Origin of the sequence: Neisseria polysaccharea, assembly GCF_963392925.1 — a bacterium.
In the GTDB taxonomy this organism is placed as follows: Bacteria; Pseudomonadota; Gammaproteobacteria; order Burkholderiales; family Neisseriaceae; genus Neisseria; species Neisseria polysaccharea.
This window is the reverse complement of sequence record NZ_CAUJNZ010000002.1, coordinates 107,499-127,660: the sequence shown is the minus strand read 5'-3', so window position 1 is coordinate 127,660 and position 20,162 is coordinate 107,499. Positions and strand designations below refer to the sequence as shown.

General features: G+C 53.3%; 18 protein-coding genes and 1 pseudogene. 6 read left to right on the top strand and 13 right to left on the bottom strand.

Annotation, left to right across the window (positions count from 1 at the left end; genetic code table 11):
- Positions 1-182: 182 nt before the first annotated feature.
- The 6 genes from RDY34_RS02080 to sucD all read left to right on the top strand — a co-directional run bounded on the left by RDY34_RS02080 (position 183) and on the right by sucD (position 8,562).
- Positions 183-3,011: a 2-oxoglutarate dehydrogenase E1 component gene (locus RDY34_RS02080; RefSeq protein WP_308074308.1), complete on the top strand. Its 2,829-nt coding sequence runs from the start codon at positions 183-185 to the stop codon at positions 3,009-3,011.
- A 99-nt stretch (positions 3,012-3,110) separates the two neighbouring features.
- Positions 3,111-4,292 (top strand): 2-oxoglutarate dehydrogenase complex dihydrolipoyllysine-residue succinyltransferase, encoded by a 1,182-nt coding sequence (odhB, locus tag RDY34_RS02075; protein WP_002217383.1) that lies wholly within the window; start codon positions 3,111-3,113, stop codon positions 4,290-4,292.
- A 259-nt stretch (positions 4,293-4,551) separates the two neighbouring features.
- A complete protein-coding gene (gene lpdA / locus RDY34_RS02070; protein WP_308074307.1) occupies positions 4,552-5,985 on the top strand; it encodes a dihydrolipoyl dehydrogenase in 1,434 nt (477 codons plus the stop codon).
- Between the two features lie 123 nt (positions 5,986-6,108).
- Positions 6,109-6,396 carry a hypothetical protein gene (locus tag RDY34_RS02065; RefSeq protein WP_004519272.1) on the top strand — a complete coding sequence of 96 codons (288 nt, stop codon included), beginning with the start codon at positions 6,109-6,111 and terminating at the stop codon, positions 6,394-6,396.
- Positions 6,397-6,494: 98 nt separating this feature from the next.
- The gene (gene sucC / locus RDY34_RS02060) at positions 6,495-7,661 is read left to right on the top strand and encodes an ADP-forming succinate--CoA ligase subunit beta (RefSeq protein WP_049352726.1); all 1,167 of its coding nucleotides are present in this window, start codon (positions 6,495-6,497) and stop codon (positions 7,659-7,661) included.
- 10 nt (positions 7,662-7,671) lie between these two features.
- Positions 7,672-8,562 (top strand): succinate--CoA ligase subunit alpha, encoded by an 891-nt coding sequence (gene sucD / locus RDY34_RS02055; protein ID WP_002221113.1) that lies wholly within the window; start codon positions 7,672-7,674, stop codon positions 8,560-8,562.
- Positions 8,563-8,798: 236 nt separating this feature from the next.
- On the opposite strand, the pseudogene RDY34_RS02050 reads toward sucD, so the two are convergent.
- The 13 genes and pseudogenes from RDY34_RS02050 to RDY34_RS01985 form a co-directional block, all read right to left on the bottom strand.
- A pseudogene (locus RDY34_RS02050) lies at positions 8,799-8,927 on the bottom strand (REP-associated tyrosine transposase); the annotation flags it as partial.
- A gap of 347 nt (positions 8,928-9,274) precedes the next feature.
- The gene (locus RDY34_RS02040) at positions 9,275-9,451 is read right to left on the bottom strand and encodes a hypothetical protein (RefSeq protein WP_003753432.1); all 177 of its coding nucleotides are present in this window, start codon (positions 9,449-9,451) and stop codon (positions 9,275-9,277) included.
- On the bottom strand, positions 9,448-9,900 hold the full coding sequence (locus RDY34_RS02035; protein ID WP_025456866.1) for a hypothetical protein: 453 nt from the start codon (positions 9,898-9,900) through the stop codon (positions 9,448-9,450). Before RDY34_RS02035 ends, RDY34_RS02040 begins: the two co-directional genes overlap by 4 nt.
- Complete coding sequence (locus tag RDY34_RS02030) at positions 9,900-10,502, bottom strand: hypothetical protein (protein WP_003753436.1); 603 nt, start codon at positions 10,500-10,502, stop codon at positions 9,900-9,902. The genes RDY34_RS02035 and RDY34_RS02030 overlap by 1 nt, the downstream gene beginning before the upstream one ends.
- Before the next feature lie 74 nt (positions 10,503-10,576).
- Positions 10,577-12,529, bottom strand: a complete 1,953-nt coding sequence (locus RDY34_RS02025) for a pyocin knob domain-containing protein (RefSeq protein ID WP_308072913.1) — start codon at positions 12,527-12,529, stop codon at positions 10,577-10,579.
- Positions 12,529-13,107 (bottom strand): phage tail protein, encoded by a 579-nt coding sequence (locus RDY34_RS02020; protein ID WP_003753438.1) that lies wholly within the window; start codon positions 13,105-13,107, stop codon positions 12,529-12,531. Before RDY34_RS02020 ends, RDY34_RS02025 begins: the two co-directional genes overlap by 1 nt.
- Positions 13,108-13,109: 2 nt before the next feature.
- Positions 13,110-14,243 carry a baseplate assembly protein gene (locus tag RDY34_RS02015; protein WP_308074306.1) on the bottom strand — a complete coding sequence of 378 codons (1,134 nt, stop codon included), beginning with the start codon at positions 14,241-14,243 and terminating at the stop codon, positions 13,110-13,112.
- The gene (locus tag RDY34_RS02010; RefSeq protein WP_308074305.1) at positions 14,234-14,611 is read right to left on the bottom strand and encodes a GPW/gp25 family protein; all 378 of its coding nucleotides are present in this window, start codon (positions 14,609-14,611) and stop codon (positions 14,234-14,236) included. Before RDY34_RS02010 ends, RDY34_RS02015 begins: the two co-directional genes overlap by 10 nt.
- Before the next feature lie 72 nt (positions 14,612-14,683).
- Entirely contained in the window at positions 14,684-15,319 is a 636-nt protein-coding gene (locus RDY34_RS02005) for a phage baseplate assembly protein V (protein ID WP_061704844.1), read from the bottom strand.
- Positions 15,282-16,376, bottom strand: coding sequence for a phage late control D family protein (locus RDY34_RS02000; RefSeq protein ID WP_308074304.1), 1,095 nt, complete (start codon positions 16,374-16,376; stop codon positions 15,282-15,284). Before RDY34_RS02000 ends, RDY34_RS02005 begins: the two co-directional genes overlap by 38 nt.
- Positions 16,364-16,585, bottom strand: coding sequence for a tail protein X (locus tag RDY34_RS01995; protein WP_048816091.1), 222 nt, complete (start codon positions 16,583-16,585; stop codon positions 16,364-16,366). The genes RDY34_RS02000 and RDY34_RS01995 overlap by 13 nt, the downstream gene beginning before the upstream one ends.
- Positions 16,582-17,478: a phage tail protein gene (locus RDY34_RS01990; protein ID WP_308074303.1), complete on the bottom strand. Its 897-nt coding sequence runs from the start codon at positions 17,476-17,478 to the stop codon at positions 16,582-16,584. The genes RDY34_RS01995 and RDY34_RS01990 overlap by 4 nt, the downstream gene beginning before the upstream one ends.
- The gene (locus tag RDY34_RS01985) at positions 17,478-20,129 is read right to left on the bottom strand and encodes a phage tail tape measure protein (protein ID WP_308074302.1); all 2,652 of its coding nucleotides are present in this window, start codon (positions 20,127-20,129) and stop codon (positions 17,478-17,480) included. Before RDY34_RS01985 ends, RDY34_RS01990 begins: the two co-directional genes overlap by 1 nt.
- Positions 20,130-20,162: the final 33 nt, after the last annotated feature.

The window sequence follows — 20,162 nt, the reverse complement described above, 5'->3', positions numbered from 1 at the left end:
CAGGCAATATTAGAGAATCGGATTGCTTTCTGTACACATTTGATTGTAGTCGGATGAAATCAATACAGGCAATCCGGTTTAAAATAGGGTAGAATAAAATGTCTTTTCAGACGGCATCAGTTCAGCCGTCAGGACGCGGACTTCTACCCTTTGTTTATATTTTAAAGAAAAGAGCGCACGCCATGATGGACGAAAAACTCAATTTCTCTTACCTGTTCGGTTCGAACGCACCTTACATTGAGGAATTGTACGAGGCTTTTTTGGAAAACCCCGATGCGGTGGATGAAAAATGGAAGCAGTATTTCACCGATTTGAGCAAACAGCCGGGGACGGTTGCTGTCGATGTCGCACACACACCGATTCGCGAATCATTTGTTTCTTTGGCGAAAAAGAAAATCGCATCTGCCGTTGCGGGCGGTGCGGATGAGGCAATGCTGAAAAAGCAAGTCAGCGTTTTACGGCTGATTTCTGCTTATCGTATACAAGGCGTGGGTGCAGCCAAACTTGATCCGCTCAAACGTATCCCGCCGCGCGACATTGAAGCCCTCGATCCGAAATTCCATGGCCTGTCTGATGCCGATATGGCGCTCCAATTCAATATGGGCGAGGGCGATTTTGCCAATCGGGGCAAACTGCCTTTATCCCAAATCATCAGCAACCTCAAACAAACCTACTGCGGCCACATCGCATTGGAATATATCTATATTCCCAATACCGAAGAGCGTCGTTGGGTACGCAATTATTTTGAAAGCGTATTGTCCACACCGAACTACAATGCCGATCAAAAACGCCGTATTTTGAAAGAAATGACTGCTGCCGAAACTTTGGAACGCTACCTGCATACCAAATACGTCGGTCAGAAACGTTTCGGCGTAGAAGGCGGCGAAAGCGCGATTGCCGGTTTGAACTACCTGATTCAAAACGCCGGTAAGGACGGCGTGGAAGAAGTCATCATCGGTATGGCGCACCGAGGCCGTCTGAATGTTTTAGTTAACATTTTGGGCAAAAAACCCGGCGATTTGTTCGCCGAATTTGAAGGCCGTGCCGAAATCAAACTGCCCAGCGGCGATGTGAAATACCATATGGGCTTCAGCTCCGATATTGCCACGCCGCACGGTCCGATGCACGTTTCTTTGGCGTTCAACCCGTCACACTTGGAAATCGTCAATCCGGTAGTGGAAGGTTCTGCACGCGCCAAGCAAAAACGTTTGGGCGAAAACGGCCGCGATAAAGTCTTGCCCGTATTGATTCACGGCGACTCCGCATTTATCGGTTTGGGTGTCAACCAAGCGACATTCAACCTGTCTAAAACGCGCGGTTATACCACCGGCGGTACGGTTCACATCGTCATCAACAACCAAATCGGCTTTACCACTTCCGATATCCGCGATACCCGTTCAACCGTACACTGTACCGATATTGCGAAAATGGTTTCCGCCCCGGTTATCCACGTCAACGGCGATGATCCTGAGCGCGTTTGCTTTGCCATCCAAGCCGCTTTGGATTACCGCAAAAAATTCCATAAAGACATCGTGATCGACGTTGTCTGCTACCGTAAATGGGGCCACAACGAGGGCGATGATCCGACCCTGACCCAACCGATGATGTACAAAAAAGTATCGCAACACCCAGGTGCGCGTGCTTTGTACACCGAGCAACTGATTGCCGAAGGCGTGGTAACCCAAGCTGAGGCTGACGGTTACATTCAAGCCTATCGTGATGCTTTGGACAAAGGCGAACACGTCGAGCAAACAACGTTGAGCAATTTCCAACGCACACAAATCGACTGGAGCAAATACCAAGGCAAAGATTGGCGCGAACACATCGAAACCGGTTTGCCTGCCGCAGATATTGAGCGTCTTACCGAGAAATTTACCGCCGTACCGGAAGGCTTTGCCCTGCATCCGACTGCGAAACGTGTGATTGAAGCGCGCAAAGCCATGGCATCCGGCAAACAAGCCATCGACTGGGGTATGGCCGAAACCTTGGCATACGCAAGCCTTGTAACCAAAGGTCATGGCGTGCGTATCTCCGGTGAGGACTCCGGCCGCGGTACATTCTCACACCGTCATGCCGTTCTGCACGATCAAAAACGTGAAAAATGGGACGACGGTACTTATGTTCCTCTGCGCCATATGGGCGAAGGCATGGGCGAGTTCCTGGTTATCGACTCCATTTTGAATGAAGAAGCCGTGATGGCGTTCGAGTACGGCTTTGCCTGCTCCGCACCTGACAAACTGACCATTTGGGAAGCTCAATTCGGTGACTTCGCCAACGGCGCGCAAGTGACTATTGACCAATTCCTGTCTTCAGGCGAAACCAAGTGGGGTCGCTTGTGCGGTCTGACCACCATCCTGCCGCACGGCTACGACGGTCAAGGCCCTGAGCACTCTTCTGCGCGCGTAGAACGTTGGTTGCAACTGTGTTCTGAGAACAATATGCAAGTCATCATGCCGTCTGAAGCGTCGCAAATGTTCCACCTCTTGCAACGTCAAGTCTTGGGTTCATACCGCAAACCGCTGGTGATTTTCATGTCCAAACGCCTGTTGCGCTTCAAAGGTGCAATGAGCCCGCTGGAAAACTTCACAGAAGGTTCGACTTTCCGTCCGGTTATCGGTGATACCGCCGAACGCGCAAGCAACGACAGCGTGAAACGTGTGGTATTGTGTGCCGGTCAGGTTTACTATGACTTGGAAGCCGGTCGTGCCGAGCGTAAACTGGAAGATGATGTTGCGATTGTTCGCGTTGAGCAGCTGTATCCGTTCCCATATGAAGAGGTTAAAGCTGAACTGGCGAAATATCCGAACGCAAAATCTGTGGTTTGGGCGCAAGAAGAGCCGAAAAACCAAGGTGCGTTCTACCAAATCCGCCACCGCATCGAAGGCGTTATCAGCGAAGAGCAAAAACTGTCTTATGCCGGTCGTCCAAGCAGCGCATCGCCTGCAGTGGGCTACTCAAGCAAACACATTGCTCAATTGAAACAATTGGTTGAAGACGCTTTGGCGTTGTAAGCCTAGCGGCATTCCGTCTGAGGCTGCTCAGGCGGAATGCCCATATGCAGAATTAAAAACACACAACAGGCCGTCTGAAAGGGCCATTGGAGACACAAAATGATTATTGATGTAAAAGTACCTATGCTGTCTGAAAGCGTATCTGAAGGCACGCTCTTGGAATGGAAGAAAAAAGTTGGCGAAGCAGTTGCCCGTGACGAAATCCTGATCGATATCGAAACGGACAAAGTGGTTTTGGAAGTACCTTCTCCACAAGCCGGCGTATTGGTTGAAATCGTAGCGCAAGACGGTGAAACCGTTGTTGCCGACCAAGTTTTGGCTCGTATCGATACCGCTGCTACCGCTGCTGCTGAAGCACCTGCCGCCGCTCCTGCCGAAGCAGCCCCGGCTGCAGCTCCTGCAGCTGCACAAAACAACGCCGCTATGCCTGCCGCCGCCAAACTGGCTGCCGAGACCGGTGTTGACGTGAACGCATTGCAAGGTTCCGGCCGTGACGGTCGCGTATTGAAAGAAGACGTACAAAATGCCGCTGCCAAACCTGCCGCAGCCGCTGCTCCTGCCGTTGCACTTCCTGCCGGCGCACGTCCTGAAGAACGCGTACCGATGAGCCGCCTGCGTGCCCGTGTTGCAGAACGCCTCTTGGCTTCTCAACAAGAAAACGCCATTCTGACTACATTCAACGAAGTCAACATGAAACCAATCATGGACTTGCGTGCGAAGTACAAAGAAAAATTCGAGAAAGAACACGGCGTGAAACTGGGCTTTATGTCCTTCTTCGTTAAAGCCGCTGTTGCCGCCCTGAAAAAATACCCGGTTGTGAATGCTTCTGTTGACGGCAAAGACATCGTGTACCACGGCTACTTCGATATCGGTATCGCAATTGGCAGCCCACGCGGTTTGGTTGTACCAATTCTGCGCGATGCCGACCAAATGAGCATTGCCGACATCGAACAAGCAATTGTTGATTACGCGAAAAAAGCCAAAGACGGCAAAATCGCTATCGAAGATCTGACCGGCGGTACATTCAGTATTACCAACGGCGGTACTTTCGGTTCTATGATGTCTACCCCGATCATCAACCCGCCTCAATCTGCGATTTTGGGTATGCACGCCACTAAAGAGCGCGCTGTGGTTGAAAACGGTCAAGTTGTTGTCCGTCCAATGATGTATCTGGCTCTGTCTTACGACCACCGTATCATCGACGGACGCGAAGCTGTATTGACCTTGGTAGCCATTAAAGACGCGTTGGAAGACCCGGCCCGCCTGTTGTTGGATCTGTAATCGTTTCAGACGGCCTTTTATTTGTTAATGAAAAGGTCGTCTGAATTTTTATTTAGATGTAGCGTAATGTAGTATCGTGCTACAATAGGCTCAACAAACGATTGAGGCCGTCTGAAACATTTGATTCGAATGAATCGGCAGATATGGACTTTCAGACGGTCTTTTCTTAAAACCATCAAAACGCAGTCATTCAAAATAAAAAAGAAACAAAAAGTATCGTTTTTATTTTGAGATACTGCCAAAAGTAAAGGATGACACGATGTCTCAATATGATGTAGTAGTGATTGGTGCAGGCCCGGGCGGATACGTTGCCGCCATCCGTGCCGCGCAACTGGGTTTCAAAACCGCTTGCGTCGACGCAGGCGTTAACAAAGCTGGCAATGCCCCTGCATTGGGCGGTACTTGCTTAAATGTAGGCTGTATCCCTTCCAAAGCCCTGTTGCAATCCAGCGAACATTTCCACGCTGCGCAGCACGATTTTACCGAACACGGTATCACTGTCGGCGACGTAAAATTCGACGCGGCCAAAATGATTGAGCGCAAAGATGCCATCGTGACCAAACTGACCGGCGGCGTGAAATTCCTGTTCCAAAAAAACAAAGTAACCAGCCTGTTCGGTACTGCTTCCTTTGCCGGTAAAAACGGCGATGCTTACCAAATCGAAGTCGATAACAAAGGCGAGAAAACCGTTATCGAAGCCAAACACGTCATCGTAGCCACCGGTTCCGTACCGCGTCCGCTGCCACAAGTCGCTATCGACAATGTGAACGTATTGGACAACGAAGGCGCATTGAACCTGACCGAAGTGCCTGCCAAACTCGGCGTGATCGGTTCCGGCGTGATTGGTTTGGAAATGGGTTCCGTATGGAACCGCGTGGGTGCAGAAGTTACCATTCTTGAAGCTGCGCCGACCTTCCTGGCTGCCGCCGACCAACAAATCGCCAAAGAAGCCTTCAAATACTTCACCAAAGAGCAAGGCTTGAACATTGAATTGGGCGTGAAAATCGGCGACATCAAATCTGAAGGCAAAGGCGTTTCCGTTGCTTACGAAACTGCTGCCGGCGAAGCCAAAACCGAAGTATTCGACAAACTGATCGTTGCCATCGGCCGTATTCCAAACACCAAAGGCCTGAACGCCGAAGCCGTAGGCTTGGAAAAAGACGAGCGCGGCTTTATCAAAGTAGATGGCGAATGCCGTACCAACCTGCCTAACGTATGGGCAATCGGCGACGTGGTTCGCGGCCCGATGTTGGCACACAAAGCCAGCGATGAAGGCGTTGCCGTTGCCGAGCGCATTGCCGGTCAAAAACCGCATATCGACTTCAACAACGTACCGTTTGTTATTTACACCGACCCTGAAATCGCTTGGGTGGGTAAAACCGAAGAGCAGCTCAAAGCCGAAGGCGTGGAGTACAAAAAAGGTACTTCAGGTTTCGGCGCCAACGGTCGCGCATTGGCCATGGGCAAAGCCAAAGGTACGGTTAAAGTATTGGCAGATGCCAAAACCGACCGCATCTTGGGCGTACACATGATCGGCCCGGTTGTCAGCGAATTGGTTACCGAAGGCGTGACTGCGCTCGAATTCTTCGCCAGCAGCGAAGACATCGCCCGCATTATCCATGCCCACCCGACCTTGTCCGAAGTGGTTCACGAAGCTGCATTGGCGGCCGACAAACGCGCTTTGCACGGTTGATAGACATTAAGGACGTCTGAAACTTTTCAGACGGCCTTAAGGCCTCCGACAATTGAATGTTCCGAGAGCTTCGTTTTCTGATTTATAATTCCGTCAGGCAAACAAACAGCATTTACATTCATTATGAATAAAGAAATAGTCGGTATTTTCTTTATACCGATGGGTATCATCAGCATGTGTATGGCCGCATTGTGGCAGATGTATGTGATGATGACCGAAACTTATACGCTCAACCGTTTCAAAGATAAAGAATTGGTTTGGCGCGTGGCATTGTTGTTTATCAGTTTCAGCCTTGCCGTTTACCTGCTCTGCCCGAATTCGCGTAAAAAAGGCATTGTCTTTTTTATTCTCGGAGGAGGCGGCGCAACCATGTATCTGCTGGCGCGGATGTGGTTGCCTTTCAGCAAGTGAAACGACGATTTTCCGACCGCCGAAAGGTAGTCTGAAACGCACGGGCTTGCCATTTGGAGGCAAACTCGGGGCATTCCACTAATCTAAAGGAGAAATCCATGAATTTACACGAGTATCAGGCTAAAGAACTGCTGGCTAGCTACGGTTTGCCCGTACAAGGCGGTATTTTGGCACACAACGGCGAAGAAGCCGCTGCAGCTTACGACAAATTGGGCGGCAAATTCGCTGTTGTCAAAGCACAAGTACACGCCGGCGGCCGCGGTAAAGCGGGCGGCGTAAAAGTCGTTAAAAGCCGCGAAGAAGCTAAAGAAGTGGCTGAAAGCCTGATTGGCACCAACTTGGTAACTTACCAAACCGATGCCAACGGCCAACCTGTCAACAGCGTTTTGGTTTGCGAAGACATGTATCCGGTTCAAACCGAGCTGTACTTGGGCGCAGTGGTTGACCGTTCTACCCGCCGCGTTACATTCATGGCTTCTACCGAAGGCGGCGTGGAAATCGAAAAAGTTGCTGCCGAAACTCCAGAAAAAATCTTCAAAGTAACCGTTGATCCGCTGGTCGGCCTGCAACCTTGCCAAGCTCGCGAAGTTGCCTTCCAACTGGGCTTGAAAGACAAACAAATCAACGAGTTCGTCAAACTGATGACCGGCGCGTACAAAGCGTTTGTCGAAAACGACTTCGCCCTGTTTGAAGTAAACCCATTGGCAGTTCGCGAAAACGGCGACTTGGCCTGTGTGGACGGCAAAATCGGTATCGACAGTAACGCGCTCTACCGCCTGCCGAAAATTGCCGCTTTGCGCGACAAATCTCAAGAAAACGAACGTGAGCTGAAAGCTTCCGAATTCGACCTGAACTATGTTGCCCTGGAAGGCAACATCGGCTGTATGGTGAACGGTGCCGGTTTGGCGATGGCCACTATGGACATCATCAAACTCAAAGGCGGCCAACCTGCCAACTTCTTGGACGTTGGTGGCGGCGCAACCAAAGACCGCGTGGTTGAAGCGTTCAAACTGATTCTGGAAGACAAATCCGTTAAAGGCGTATTGATCAACATCTTCGGCGGTATCGTACGTTGCGACATGATTGCGGAAGCCATCGTGGCAGCCGTTAAAGAAATCAACGTCAACGTTCCTGTTGTTGTTCGTTTGGAAGGTAACAACGCCGAACTCGGCGCGAAAATCCTGAACGAATCAGGTCTGAAACTGACTTCTGCAGACGGCCTGAATGACGCAGCCGAAAAAATTGTTGCAGCCGTAAACGCCTAAGGAGAAAAGAATGAGCGTATTGATTAATAAAGACACCAAAGTATTGGTTCAAGGTTTCACCGGTAAAAACGGTACTTTCCACTCCGAACAAGCTCTGGCTTACGGCACTAAAGTTGTCGGCGGCGTTACCCCAGGCAAAGGCGGTCAAACCCACCTGAACCTGCCTGTATTCAACACCATGAAAGAAGCCGTTAAAGAAACCGGCGCGGACGCATCTGTAATTTACGTTCCAGCTCCGTTTGTTTTGGATTCTATCGTTGAAGCCGTTGATTCAGGCGTAGGCTTGGTCGTTGTGATTACCGAAGGCGTTCCGACTCTGGACATGCTCAAAGCCAAACGCTACTTGGAAACCAACGGCAACGGTACCCGCTTGGTCGGCCCTAACTGCCCAGGCGTGATTACTCCGGGTGAGTGCAAAATCGGCATTATGCCGGGCCACATCCACACTCCGGGCCGCATCGGTATTATTTCCCGTTCCGGTACATTGACTTACGAAGCCGTGGCACAAACCACCAAACTGGGCTTGGGTCAATCAACCTGTATCGGTATCGGCGGCGACCCGATTCCTGGTATGAACCAAATCGACGCACTGAAACTCTTCCAAGAAGACCCAGATACCGACGCCATCATCATGATCGGTGAAATCGGCGGTACTGCGGAAGAAGAAGCAGCCGAATACATCCAATCCAACGTAACCAAACCTGTTGTAGGTTATATCGCTGGTGTTACCGCTCCTAAAGGCAAACGCATGGGTCACGCCGGTGCGATTATCTCCGGCGGTAAAGGTACTGCCGAAGAAAAATTCGCCGCGTTTGAAAAAGCCGGTATCGCTTACACCCGCAGCCCTGCCGAGTTGGGCACTACCATGCTGGAAGTGTTGAAAGCAAAAGGTTTGGCATAATCAGGTTTGACAACTGATTGAACATCAAATGCCGTCTGAAACCGGAAATCAGGTTTCAGACGGCATTTTGTTTGTCATTTCAAAAAGAGGCAGCCTCAACATACCCACATTATTTTTTGCCCTTTGAGGTAGTCAGAATATTTATCGGTCAAACAGGAGCAAACCCGTAAGTCAGGTTGCACACGCCTTGTTTGAAGTCCGGGAATGGATAAGTATCGCATTTGAAAAGACTGATATTATTTTTTGCAGGATTCTGTTTTAGCACGCGACATTTTTTGTTTGATAAGATTGGAATGGATGTAGTCCGCGCAATGCTGCAAATCCGTTTCGTCGCGCACGGTGTGTTCGTAAAAACGCCGTTGCCAAGAAGAGACCTTTGCAAAATTCCCCAAAATCCCCTAAATTCCCACCAAGACATTTAGGGGATTTTCCATGAGCACCTTCTTCCGGCAAACCGCCCAAGCCATGATTGCCAAACACATCGACCGTTTCCCGCTATTGAAGTTGGATCAGGTGAAGCGCACCGAGAAAAATCTCGGCATTTTCTGAGAAAAAACTTTGGCAATTTATTGCATTATTTGCAACTCCCTTGCACTTTTATAAAAGCGACGATAACCGTCGCTTTTGTTTTACCAGTTGCAGATAACTAGTCTGCTTGGCTGGCGTACCGGTGTTCCGGCACCGGTACGTCGCCGTCCCACTTTAATATTTTTTATCCTCCTTTATTGATGTTATTTCCATCAGTTGCATAGCGTTTCTGGATCATTTGATAATTGGCAATTTCTTTTTCCGCCCGCTCAAACAGGGCAAGATCGCCGGTTTCCGATGCGTATCTGCCGACCCTCATCCATTCGTCGATTTGGGTCTGACAAAATTGAAAGGGTGTCATACAGCCTCCCTCCGGAACATTGCTGCCAAATCCCCGGGCGAGAACCGCCAACCTTCGGTTATTCCCATTACCGTCGCACAAAACTCGCTACAGAACCAACGGTTTTTACTCTGAGTCAGACGGAATACCGTCCCAACTGCCCCCATCCAGTCGTAACGGCAACCGCGTGTCTGAGCATATAGGCAGACGACCGAACTGTGCGCGGATGGCGGCAGCGGAATTAAATCCCACTTGTCAGACGGCAGCGGCATCACTTTCATACGTACGCCGCCGTCGCGCCCACTGGCGGAATAACAGGCATAAGAAGAGGCGCAGTATGTAGGGAGCCGCACGGCGATTTCGCAGTGACTGTACTGACTGCGAGTTACAGTACGTATCAGCCAATCCTCAAACCTCGCACGTATTCCGCACGCCTTTCCTTTGTAAAGTGCCAGATAAACCTCCGCCATCATTCAGCCTCGGCTTTCAGGTCGATGACGAGCGATATATCAGTCAGTTCATCAAGATTGGCCGCGGCGTTGATTTTGTCTTCCGCCACCTGCCTCAAGCCTGCCACATAAGCGGTCAACCGCTCAAATTTGAGTGTTTTTTCATAAGCTTTTTGCCTTAAAGCATCGATCGGCACGCCTCGAGAAGCGGCAATGGCGTCAAGCGTCGGCGTTGCAGCATTCTGGTCGGCATGCCATACCTTCGCCTCAAATGCCTGCGTTGTCCAAGTCGCCACCTCAAATTCGGGCACTTTGTCCAAGCCCGCCGCACGGTTGATATAGGATTGCGCGGCGCGGTTGACTTCGGCCAGTTTTTCAGACTTCGCTTCTTGCAGCATTTTCTTTTTGGCGGCAGGTGTCAGCACCCAGCTGCCGCCGTCCCATTTGTGGTATTCGGACGGGCGCGGCGGGGAAACGGTCAAATCGTCGGACACGATGCAGCCGGAATTGAGGGCGGCGAGCAGCCCGGCGTGTTGTTCGGGCGTAATGGGGCGCGCGCCCTCGGGGGCTTGGTCGGGGGTGTCGCAGTCGTAAAAGGCGCGGTCTTTGTAGTAAATGGTCATTGGTTTTCCTTTCGGGTCGGTGTTACGGATTGGCGGCGGGTCGGCAATGCCGTTTGAAGGGATCGGCGGCGGCGTTATCGGAAGCCGCGGGCGGCGAGGCTTCTGATTTCATTTAGCGCGTCTTCATTAATTCCCCTTAGCGTTTCTTCATCGATTCCGGGGACTGTCGGGGGGCTGGCGGCGTTTCCCGTACCGGCTTTGCCGATGGCGATCCAAGAGACGGACACGCCGCTGCCGCCTGCGGTTTCATAGCAGGAATGGTAGTCGATGACGAGGTTGTTTTCCGAATAATTGCGGATGGTTACGCCCGCCGCCATATTGCCGTAAAAACTGCTGTTCGGCGTATGCGTGGCGGTGCTGATGCTCCATACTTCGCCGAAGGAAACGGGGAAGTAGACGGTGTTGCTTCTGTGCACGCCGTTTATGTTGTTTTTGCCCCATTGGATGAGGATGCCGCCGGGCAGTTTTTGCCAGCCTGTCGCGGCAGCCGAGTTGCCGAAGATGCCGCCCACCGCCGCGCTGATTTTTTCGTCCAGCCCTTGGATTTGGGCGGCGGTGTGGGTGTGGGCGCGGTCGGCTTTGTCTTGCAAACCTTGCGCCAGCGTGCCCGCGTCCAGCGCGCCGGCATTAACGGTTTCGCCGTGGGACTTTATCCAGAACACGGCTTCGCCCAAGGTGTCGGCGGCTTTGATGCACAGTTTTAAAACCAGTGCTTTGGGGCGGTTTTCGTCGGCGGTGGGGACGACGCGGGATGCGTCGAATGTGATGGCGGACGGGCGGTCGTTGCCGCTGCCGTCTCCGTCGTATGTCCAATTTTTCCGGGCTTTGTCGATGCCGAACGCGCCCTCGGGGATGGCGGTGTCGAAGAGTTGCTCGTTGCTTCGGTTGCCGCTGTCGATTTTGCCGGTAATGTTGCGGATTGCGTCCCCCTGCTTCGTTCCGACTGCCAAGCCGTTGGCGGCGTTGCGGATAAAGCGGTCTTCCGCCTGCGGGACGTTTCGGATGCTTCCGTATTTGGCAACCAGCAGGCGGTAGAGTTCGGGATAAGCGGTTTCGGTTACGCGCGTGCGGATGTCGTCAAACGCCAGCCAGCCGGTCGGGATTTGGTCGGACGGAAACCACGCGGTGATGCCGATGTCGGTACGGCTTAAATCAGGCAGGCGGTTGCTGTTGCCCAAGGCGCGGTAAAGGTCGGGGAAGGTGTTTTGCGCAAAGGTCGTGCCGTCTGCCCGCAAATAGCCTGCGGGGTTTCGGACGGCTTTGGGAAAGGATACGATCGCGCCGACGGGGATGCCGTCTGAATTGAGTTTTTTCCACGCGCTCCAGTCGTCGTTTTCGCTGCTGACCTGGTGGCGTTCGTACACGTCGGACGTGTAGGCGGGATAGCCCAACTGCCTGCACCAGCCGGGTTGCGTTCCGGCGATGACTTGGATATGGCAGGCGGTGTTTTCAACGGGCAGGTTGGAGCTGCCGACCGCCGTCGGCAGGGAATAGATGCCGTCTGTTTTGAGGGTGTTCAAATCGCCCCGGAATGTTTCTACTTTGAAATTGCCGATGCCGTATCCGGACAGTGTGTTCGGCTTGCCTTCGATGTCTTCGGCAAAACGCGGTTTGTTGGCTTTGTGGAAGATGTCGTGGTTGTTGTAGGAAATGCGGTTGTTTGCGCCGTGCAGGCGCAGGGTGTCGTCGCCGAAGACGATGTGGGCGTTGTCGGCATCCGCGCCGATGTAGGCTTTGTAGCCGCCGTTCCAGTGCGTTTGGTTGGCGGACAAATGGATGCCGCTTTGGAATTGGGTTTGGGCGGTAAAGGTTTTTTGGCCGTTGACGGTTTGGTCGCCGGTGAGGGAGACTTTGCCTTCCGATTCCGTCTGAAGGGCTTCGGTTTGGTTTTTGAGCCAAAGGGTGCGGTTGGCCAATTGTTTTGCCTGACGGTTGTCGATGCCGTCCGGCCCGCCCATCACGGGGTCGGAGGTTTCTAATTGGTAAATGCCTGTTTCCCATTGTGCTGTTTCGTTCAAATTTGCCATTATGCAGTTCCTCGGTTAAATGTTCCGTCTCTCGATGCCCGTCCGTTATGCCGGACGGCGGCGTGCCGGTAATCCAATGCCGCCAATACGCATCGGGCAGGCGCAAAGGCTTGCAGGGTATGCCGCAGCAAAGCCGCCTGATCGTTGGTTAGCACGCCGTTCATGGTGATACGGTAATGCGCCCAGTGGTCGGACCGTCCGTGCGCGTAGGTTCCGTCCCGCCTGATTTCGCCGTTGTGTTCCTTATTGCCCAAGCCTTCGGTGATTTCGACTTCTCCGAAACCGAGCCGCCGTACGATTTCGCGTATTGCCCACGGCGTGCCTTTCATACGGTGCAGCTGGTACGCGCCCTTAATCAGCTTGCGGCGCGTCTGGTCGCTTTCAGCTAACCAGTAGCTGTCCGCACCTAAAATGCTGCGACCCTCCGCCAGCAGCGCCAAGTGTTCCGGAGCAACCAAATCTACCAACCTCGGCAGTAGTCTGACCGCATCGACCTCATTTATTCTCAAGCCTAAATCCGCCAACATTTTGTAACGTCGGTCGTGTTCGATAACGGATGCGTAGGAGAGTTTTGCCATTGCTAACCCTCCGCCGTTTCAGGCGAGATGCGGATATTGACGGAAGTGCATCTTGCCCATTGGTCGGGTTGGACGACGGTCAGCGCGGGCGACTTTAAAACGACGTTGTATACGCCGGCCGCCTTCAATGCCGTCTGAATGTCCAGCGGCACGATGTCCGCGCCCAGTTTTCCGCGGCGGGATGCTTCATAATTCGTCCAAGCCAGTTTTACTGCCGCCGATACTTCGGCAGGATTCGTACCCGTGAACAGCGTGAGTTCCGCATCCAGCGTGTAATCGATAACAGAAGGGGCGGCAACGCTTACCGTGTCGCAAAGCGGGCGGACACGTTCGTCAGACAAAGCCCTCTGCACTTCGCCGATGAGTTCGGGAGACGGTAGTCCGTTTTTAGTCAGCACCGTTACCCGTACCCGGCCGCCGACCGGCTCGCCGCCTGCCGTTTTCAGGTTGCCGACATGAACGTCGCAAATGACAGGATTGACACGTCGTGCAAAGTATTCGTATGCGCCGACAGGCCCCGCCACGCTGAAACTTTCCGGGGCGAGCAGGATGCGTTGCCGATAAGCATCGTCCGACTCTTCGTCCGCACCGCCTGCCGATACTTCGATATTGGCGGCAGATACGCCGTCAATAGGACTGACCAAGGTATTGATTTGTCCTGCGGCAAAACCATTGCCGGACACACCTGTCTGCGTGCAGACAGCCTCTAAATCCAAAGTTCGGCCGGCTGGTGAGAGCGTGCCTTCCGATGCCGTCTGAAACACGGTCGCACCTGCGGCAATCTGCGTACTTTGCGAGATGACGACGGGTTCGCTGTGGGAAGCTGCAAGGGTAAAGCGGACGGTGCAGCGGGCGGCCGATGCCTCAAGGCGCGGCGTGTTCACATCATCGCCGCACAAATCCAACATCAACCCCGTTGCAAAACGCGGGTGCTGCTGGCGGTAGGCTTCGTTCAAGGCTTTACGGGTCAACATTTCGCGGTAAGCATAGGTATTGATAATCAGACGCTCGATGTGGGCGGGTTGCAGGGTTTTGCCGCTTTTTGCCTCATAGTCGGCAATGGTCTGTGCCAAAATCTCGGTAAGGTCGTCTGAAACTGCCTTAAGCTCTTCACGCTTAATTTTGCTCAAATCCATGCCGCCTGCTCCAATCTGATGTCTGTCGTATAAACCTCGCCTGCCGCCTTATCGGCGATCCGCCAATAAACCGTCATAGTCAGATGCGGTACAGCACCGTCGAAAATAATGTCCTCAACCACTGCCCGCTTCTCCCAGGTCTGTATGGCCAGCACGGTTTCGCGCACGATATTGGGGACAAACACGTCTTCCGGCGTGTCCAGCCATTTGTAATGGTTGGAGCCGAAATCAGGACGGGTAACGTCCGCACCTTTGCGGGTCGATAAAATATTGCGGATACACTGATCTATGTCGTTCTCGCCCTGAACCACGCCCGAGCCTTCGGGCGCGAGCTGCCAGTGTTTCGAGATAGGTGCGGCGTAGAACATCAAAAAATCCCTGTATCGCTGATAGATACAGGGATTGTAGAGAAGGCCGTCTGAAACGCCTTTTAATGCGGCTTAATGATTTTTCGGTTCGCCGGTTTGCCCTCCGGAATCGCCGTCATGGATGTGCTTGCCGATATTGATGCCGTTGACGATAAGTTCGCCGTCAATGATGACGTTACCCGTAATCTTCGCCGCCTCGCCGCCGCCGGCATTGCCTGCTGCCAAACCCGCGGTATAGGTCAACAGCCCGTTTACCGTCGCATTGCCCGTAATTTCTGTTTCCGGCGATTGGATGTCCACTTTCTGCGCCGCTTTGATTTTAACCTTGCCCGGCGTTTCCACAACGACTTCGCCGCTGCCCCGGTCGTGCGAGATGACCGTGCCGTTGGTAAACCGTTTGACCCATTTGTTTTGGTCGGATACCGGCGGCTTGTCGGCGGCATTGTAAATCGCGCCGATGATGCAGCCGTTTTCGCCGCGCACATCCAGCAGGCAGACAACCAGTTCGCCCACATCGGGCAGGCTGTAAAAACGGTTGCCGCCCGCCGCCGGTGTTGCCATCGGCAGCCAATCGGTTTCCATGTCGTCGAGTACGGGGATTTTTACCCGCAAACTGTGGGATGCCTCATCGACTGCCGATACCGTACCAAATTGCATCGTTGCCGTAAAATCATGGGTTTGCACTGCCTTGCTCCTCTTCAGAAACATATTCCGTCATCTTGATTTCGATTTCCGTCGTATAGCCGCCGCTGCGCGAAAAGTCATGCCGCGACTGCTTGACCAGATATTTGCCCGAAAACTTGCCGAATCCTTTCAGCCGTACCGTTTGGCCTGCCGCCAACAGCGCATTGCCGACCAGTGTAACCGTGCCCGCGCATTGGTCGTCCTGCGCATCTGCCAATTTGGCATCTGCCCTGGCATTTAATTGGGCGGTACTCTCACCCTTATTCGGCACGATACGCAATGTATCGCCCGTGCTGCCGTGTTTGGCTTTGCCTCGCTTGGGCTTGCTTTTTCGGCTTACCGAGACCGTTTTCTTGTTTTTCGGGTCGTAGCCTTTGACATCTACTTTGGACGGCACGCCCTTAATCAAATCGCGCAGGCGGACACGGATGATGTCCTCGGGTTTCAGGACGGCAACGGCAGGACGCTGTTTGAGCGCGTCGTTGTCGGTAAACACCAGTTTCTTGCCGACGATTTTAAAGCTGTGTCCGTATTCCTTCGCCAGCCGCGCCAAAAACTCGACATCGCGCTCCTGATACTGGGTAACGCGTTTGATGGGGATATCTTTAACCGTCACTGTGATTTCCAATTTCAGACGGCCTGCAATCTGACGGACAATGGCGGCCAGAGTCGTGTTTTCATACGCCTTGCCGCGCAGGGTGCGGTTCGACTTGGTAATGCCCGTCGATAAAGCCTTCAGGCTGACCGTCGACGGCGGGCGGTTGTATTCGATTTCGGCAATCTCAAATTTGCCGAAAGACACCGGCCCGGTAAATTGGTTACCCAGGCTCAAAGACAAAGCATCGCCCTGTTCGGGATACCAGTTACTCAGCCAGCGGCCGTCCGTATCCTCAAAATCGACCTGCAATTCGTCCGACTGCCCCTCAAGATAATCGGTATAGCTGAACGAAATCAGATAAGGCGCAACATCTGCCGTTATATCTTTGTCTTCGTAAGACAGGACGAAATCGGGCATGGTAACCGGATGGGTATTGCCGCCGTCCAAGCCCTTCAGCTTCAAAAACGCACTTAACGCATCCACGGCGGCAGCTCCTCTTGGTTATTTTTCGGTTTGGTTTCCAAAACGGGGACAAATACCGTCAGCCCGCTCACGAACTCCTCCGCCAAAGGCAAGTGCGGATTGGCCGCAATCAGACCGTCAATCAACAGTGCGTTGCCGTAATGCTTGTGCGCAATCAAATCCCATCGGTCGCCGTCTTGGGTGGTGTAGCGTATGACCGCACTCATCATTTATCCTTTCTTGCCGCAAGATAGCCGGTCAAAGCCTGGGCGGCGGCAGAGCCGTTTGCCAGCGCATCCGATGCTTCGGCTACGCCGTTTTCCACTGCATCCAACCAACTTCCTACCGAACCGCCCTCATAACCTGCCCGCAATGCGCCGACGGCTCCGCCCAGCCGGTTGGCCGCTTGTCCGGCCTGTGCCGCAAATTCTGCCGCGCCTTTCAGGTCGCCGAAAACCGCCGTTACTTCCGGCAAGGTATTGAGCCTTCCTAAAGTGCTGCCACCGACATTGAGTGCGTCCCCCAACAGGTTTAATGTCCCTGACGGGTCGTTTTTCAAATCTTTAGCCGCGCGTATCAGGTTCTGCATATCGGCTATGCCCGATTCCGCAGCGCGGTAGACCTTGATACCTTTTTCGACCGCCCTCACTACATCCGATGCCTGCGCCCGAACGCTCTCCGGCAATAAGGACAGGAGCGGATTTTGCCTGCCCGACTTGACTGCGGGCGTAGGCAGGGGATTATTCGGGTCGCCGACAAACTGGGTCAGCTCCACATCCAATTCCCGCGCCGCCGTCCGACCTTGCGCGTCCTGAATCAACGTGCGCTCCGTCAGCCGCTCAAGCACAAACCATCCGGCAAAACGGCCGCTGCCGTAAACCAAAGACACTGCCTGCTGCGCCTCCAAAGCCGACAGCAGACCCTTATAAGCCGTGTCGGGATTACCCAGCCGCCAATGCAGCTTGAGAGAGAAACGCAACGTCGTCAGTTCGTTTTGCAAGGCCTGCAGGCGCGGACGGCCTTTTAAGACCTCATGCTTGGCAAAGTTCGCCGAATGTTCCGCCTCAAGCGATGTGAAGCTGTTTAAAAGCTCAAATCTCACATCACCCAACATCGCATACATCAATAAGCCCTCCGTGCCTTGTCGTCCATCATGCGGCGGAACATTGCTTCGAATTCACGCAAGCCCATCTGCAGCGCAGCCTCAATCTGCTGAGGATTACCGCCCGGCGCGTTGATGGTCGGGTTGTAATTGATGGTCATCCCGCCCGCCGCCTGAGTATTGCGTGCAGACGCAAATGCCTCGCCGCCCGCAGACAACCGTGCCGCCAGCGCGCCCATATGGTCGGTAAAACCGCTTTTCAGACGGCCTGCCGTATCGGCTATAGAGGCAATCGGACGAGCCGCACTCCCGTCCAAACCGATTTGCAGGCCATCCATCATCCATCCGCCAAAGCGGCGGAACACGCGGCTGGGCGAATGGATGCCCATCACGCCGGCAAAAGTCTGTTTGAGCGATGCCGCCTTTTCGGCAAGCCATGCCTTGACCGACTCGAATTTGGACTTCAGGCCGTTCCACAACCCTTGGATGATGTTTGCACCGAACTGTGTGAAGCTGGATGGCAACTGCACGCCGAACCAAGACAGTACGGCGGCAAAGGCCGAATAGAACGCGCCAATGGGCGACCAGTTGAGAATCAGGCCAAGTATGCCTTTCAACCCGCCGTCAAAGGCGGTTTTCATTTCGGCGATTTTGTCGCCGACCCAACCGGCGACCGCTGTGATTTTCTCGCCTATCCACAAGCCTAGCGATTCGCCGAAGCTGCGCGCTCCGCCTTCGGCAATTTGCGTGGTGCTGAAAAAATCTCCAAAGAAATCCAATAGCGGCTGAATAAAAGGCTTGACCGTATCCCACAATCCGCCCAAGACAGACGAAATGGCATCTACAACCGGGGAAATAGCGTTATAAATGCCGTCCCAAGCATCCGACAGTGCAGAAACCAGAGCATCAAAAGCAGGTTTTAACGGTTTCAAGCCTTTCAACAGCCCATCCCACAGTCCGGCAAAAAAAGCCTTAATCGGGTTCCAAGCCTTGTAAATTGTCCATCCGACCAGGGCAAGTGCGCCGACGGCCAAAACCAGCGGCCACATCGCCGTCAGCGACGACAGGCTGAAACCGAGCATGGCGGTTCTTGCTGCCGCCAAAGCACGTATGAGTTTTCCTAACCGGCCCGGCACATCATGCAGTCCCATTCCGCCTTGCATCACAGTATGGGTCAGTACAATGGCAGACCGTAGCGATAAAACCGCTCCCTTCATTCCCAAATAAGCAGCACGCGACCGGTTGGCAACGACCATCGCGCCAAACATCCCGACTTTAAAAGCCAGCAGCGAAGCGGCCGTACCGATAATGCCTTTCGTCAATATGGGATGTTTTTCCGACCAGTCAGAAATCATGTTTGTCAGCTTGATGCATTTGCTTAAAAAATCATTTACGGCAGGCAAAACAATCGAGCCCAAACGGATTCCGAGTTCCGAAATCCCGTTTTTGAAAATTTGGATTTGGTTCGCAGACGTCTGCGAACGATTGGCAAACTCGCGCTGCATCGACCCGAGATATTTCAAATTGCCTGAAGCATCGCGTTCTTCCAGCAATGCCAGTTGGCGGTTGTATTCGCCGACATTGTTTGCCAACATCATGGCATCGTCGGCATAGTTCCTGCCGAACATCTTCAGCAGCATGGGGAACTGTTCCGCCTTCGGCAACTGCTTGACCCGAGCCAACAGGTTGAGCATCGCACCGTTGGCATCTTTGTCCATAGCGGCGGCAAATTCCTTGGTCGTCAATCCTAGCTCTGCCAGCTCTTTTTTCGCACCGCCCGCCTTCATGACCGACATCGAAGTAATCATGCCCTTCATCGCCTGCGCCGCCAGTTCGGGGGCTTTGCCCATACTCAAAAAGGTGCTGCCCCATGCCGCACCTTGGTTTTCCGTCATGCCCAACTGCCTGATGTCGCTGCCGACGCGGGTCAGGACGTTGACAATATCCGCCGCCTTCGAGTTCGCATTGTCCGAAAGATGGTTGACGGCATCTCCCAATATGCCGATTTTGGGAATGGGTATCTGCAATACGTTGGACAACGTTGCCATAGATTCGCCCGCCTGTCCCGCCGCCATATCGAATGCCACGCCCATCTTGGCGGCATCTTCGGCAAAACCCGTCAGGTTTTCGCGGGCGACTCCTGACTGTCCGCCTGCGGCAACGATGGCGGCAATGTCCTTGCCCGCCATCGGAATCTTGCGGGTCATTTTCAAAATGTCCCGTTCCATTTCCTTAAATTGCTGCGGCGTATCGAAATTAACCACCTTTTTGACATCAGCCATTGCCGATTCAAATTCAATCGAGGCTTTGACAGGCAAAATTAATGTACCTGCGGCGGCAAGCGCACCCTGCCATTGCCCTTTGATGTCTGTCCATTGGCTGCTGACGGCTGCCCTTTGGGCGCGGACGGCATTGAGCTTTTCATATTGGCGGGTCAGTTTGGCGACGGAATTGCCGATTTTGTCGTATTCCTGCCATAGCTGTTTGGCAGACGATACGCCCAAACGGTCTTTGTTCCGCTCCAATACCCTGCCCAGTTCCTTCTGACGTTCGGACAGGGTATTGGTCGTCGTTTTCAGCGTATCCATCGCCTTGCCGATATGGATCAACCCTGACAAAGCTCCGCCGACAACGGCGGAAACGCTGATTGATATACCTAAATCGCTTGCCATATGCTAATATGCATCCATTAAAGTGAGGGTTTT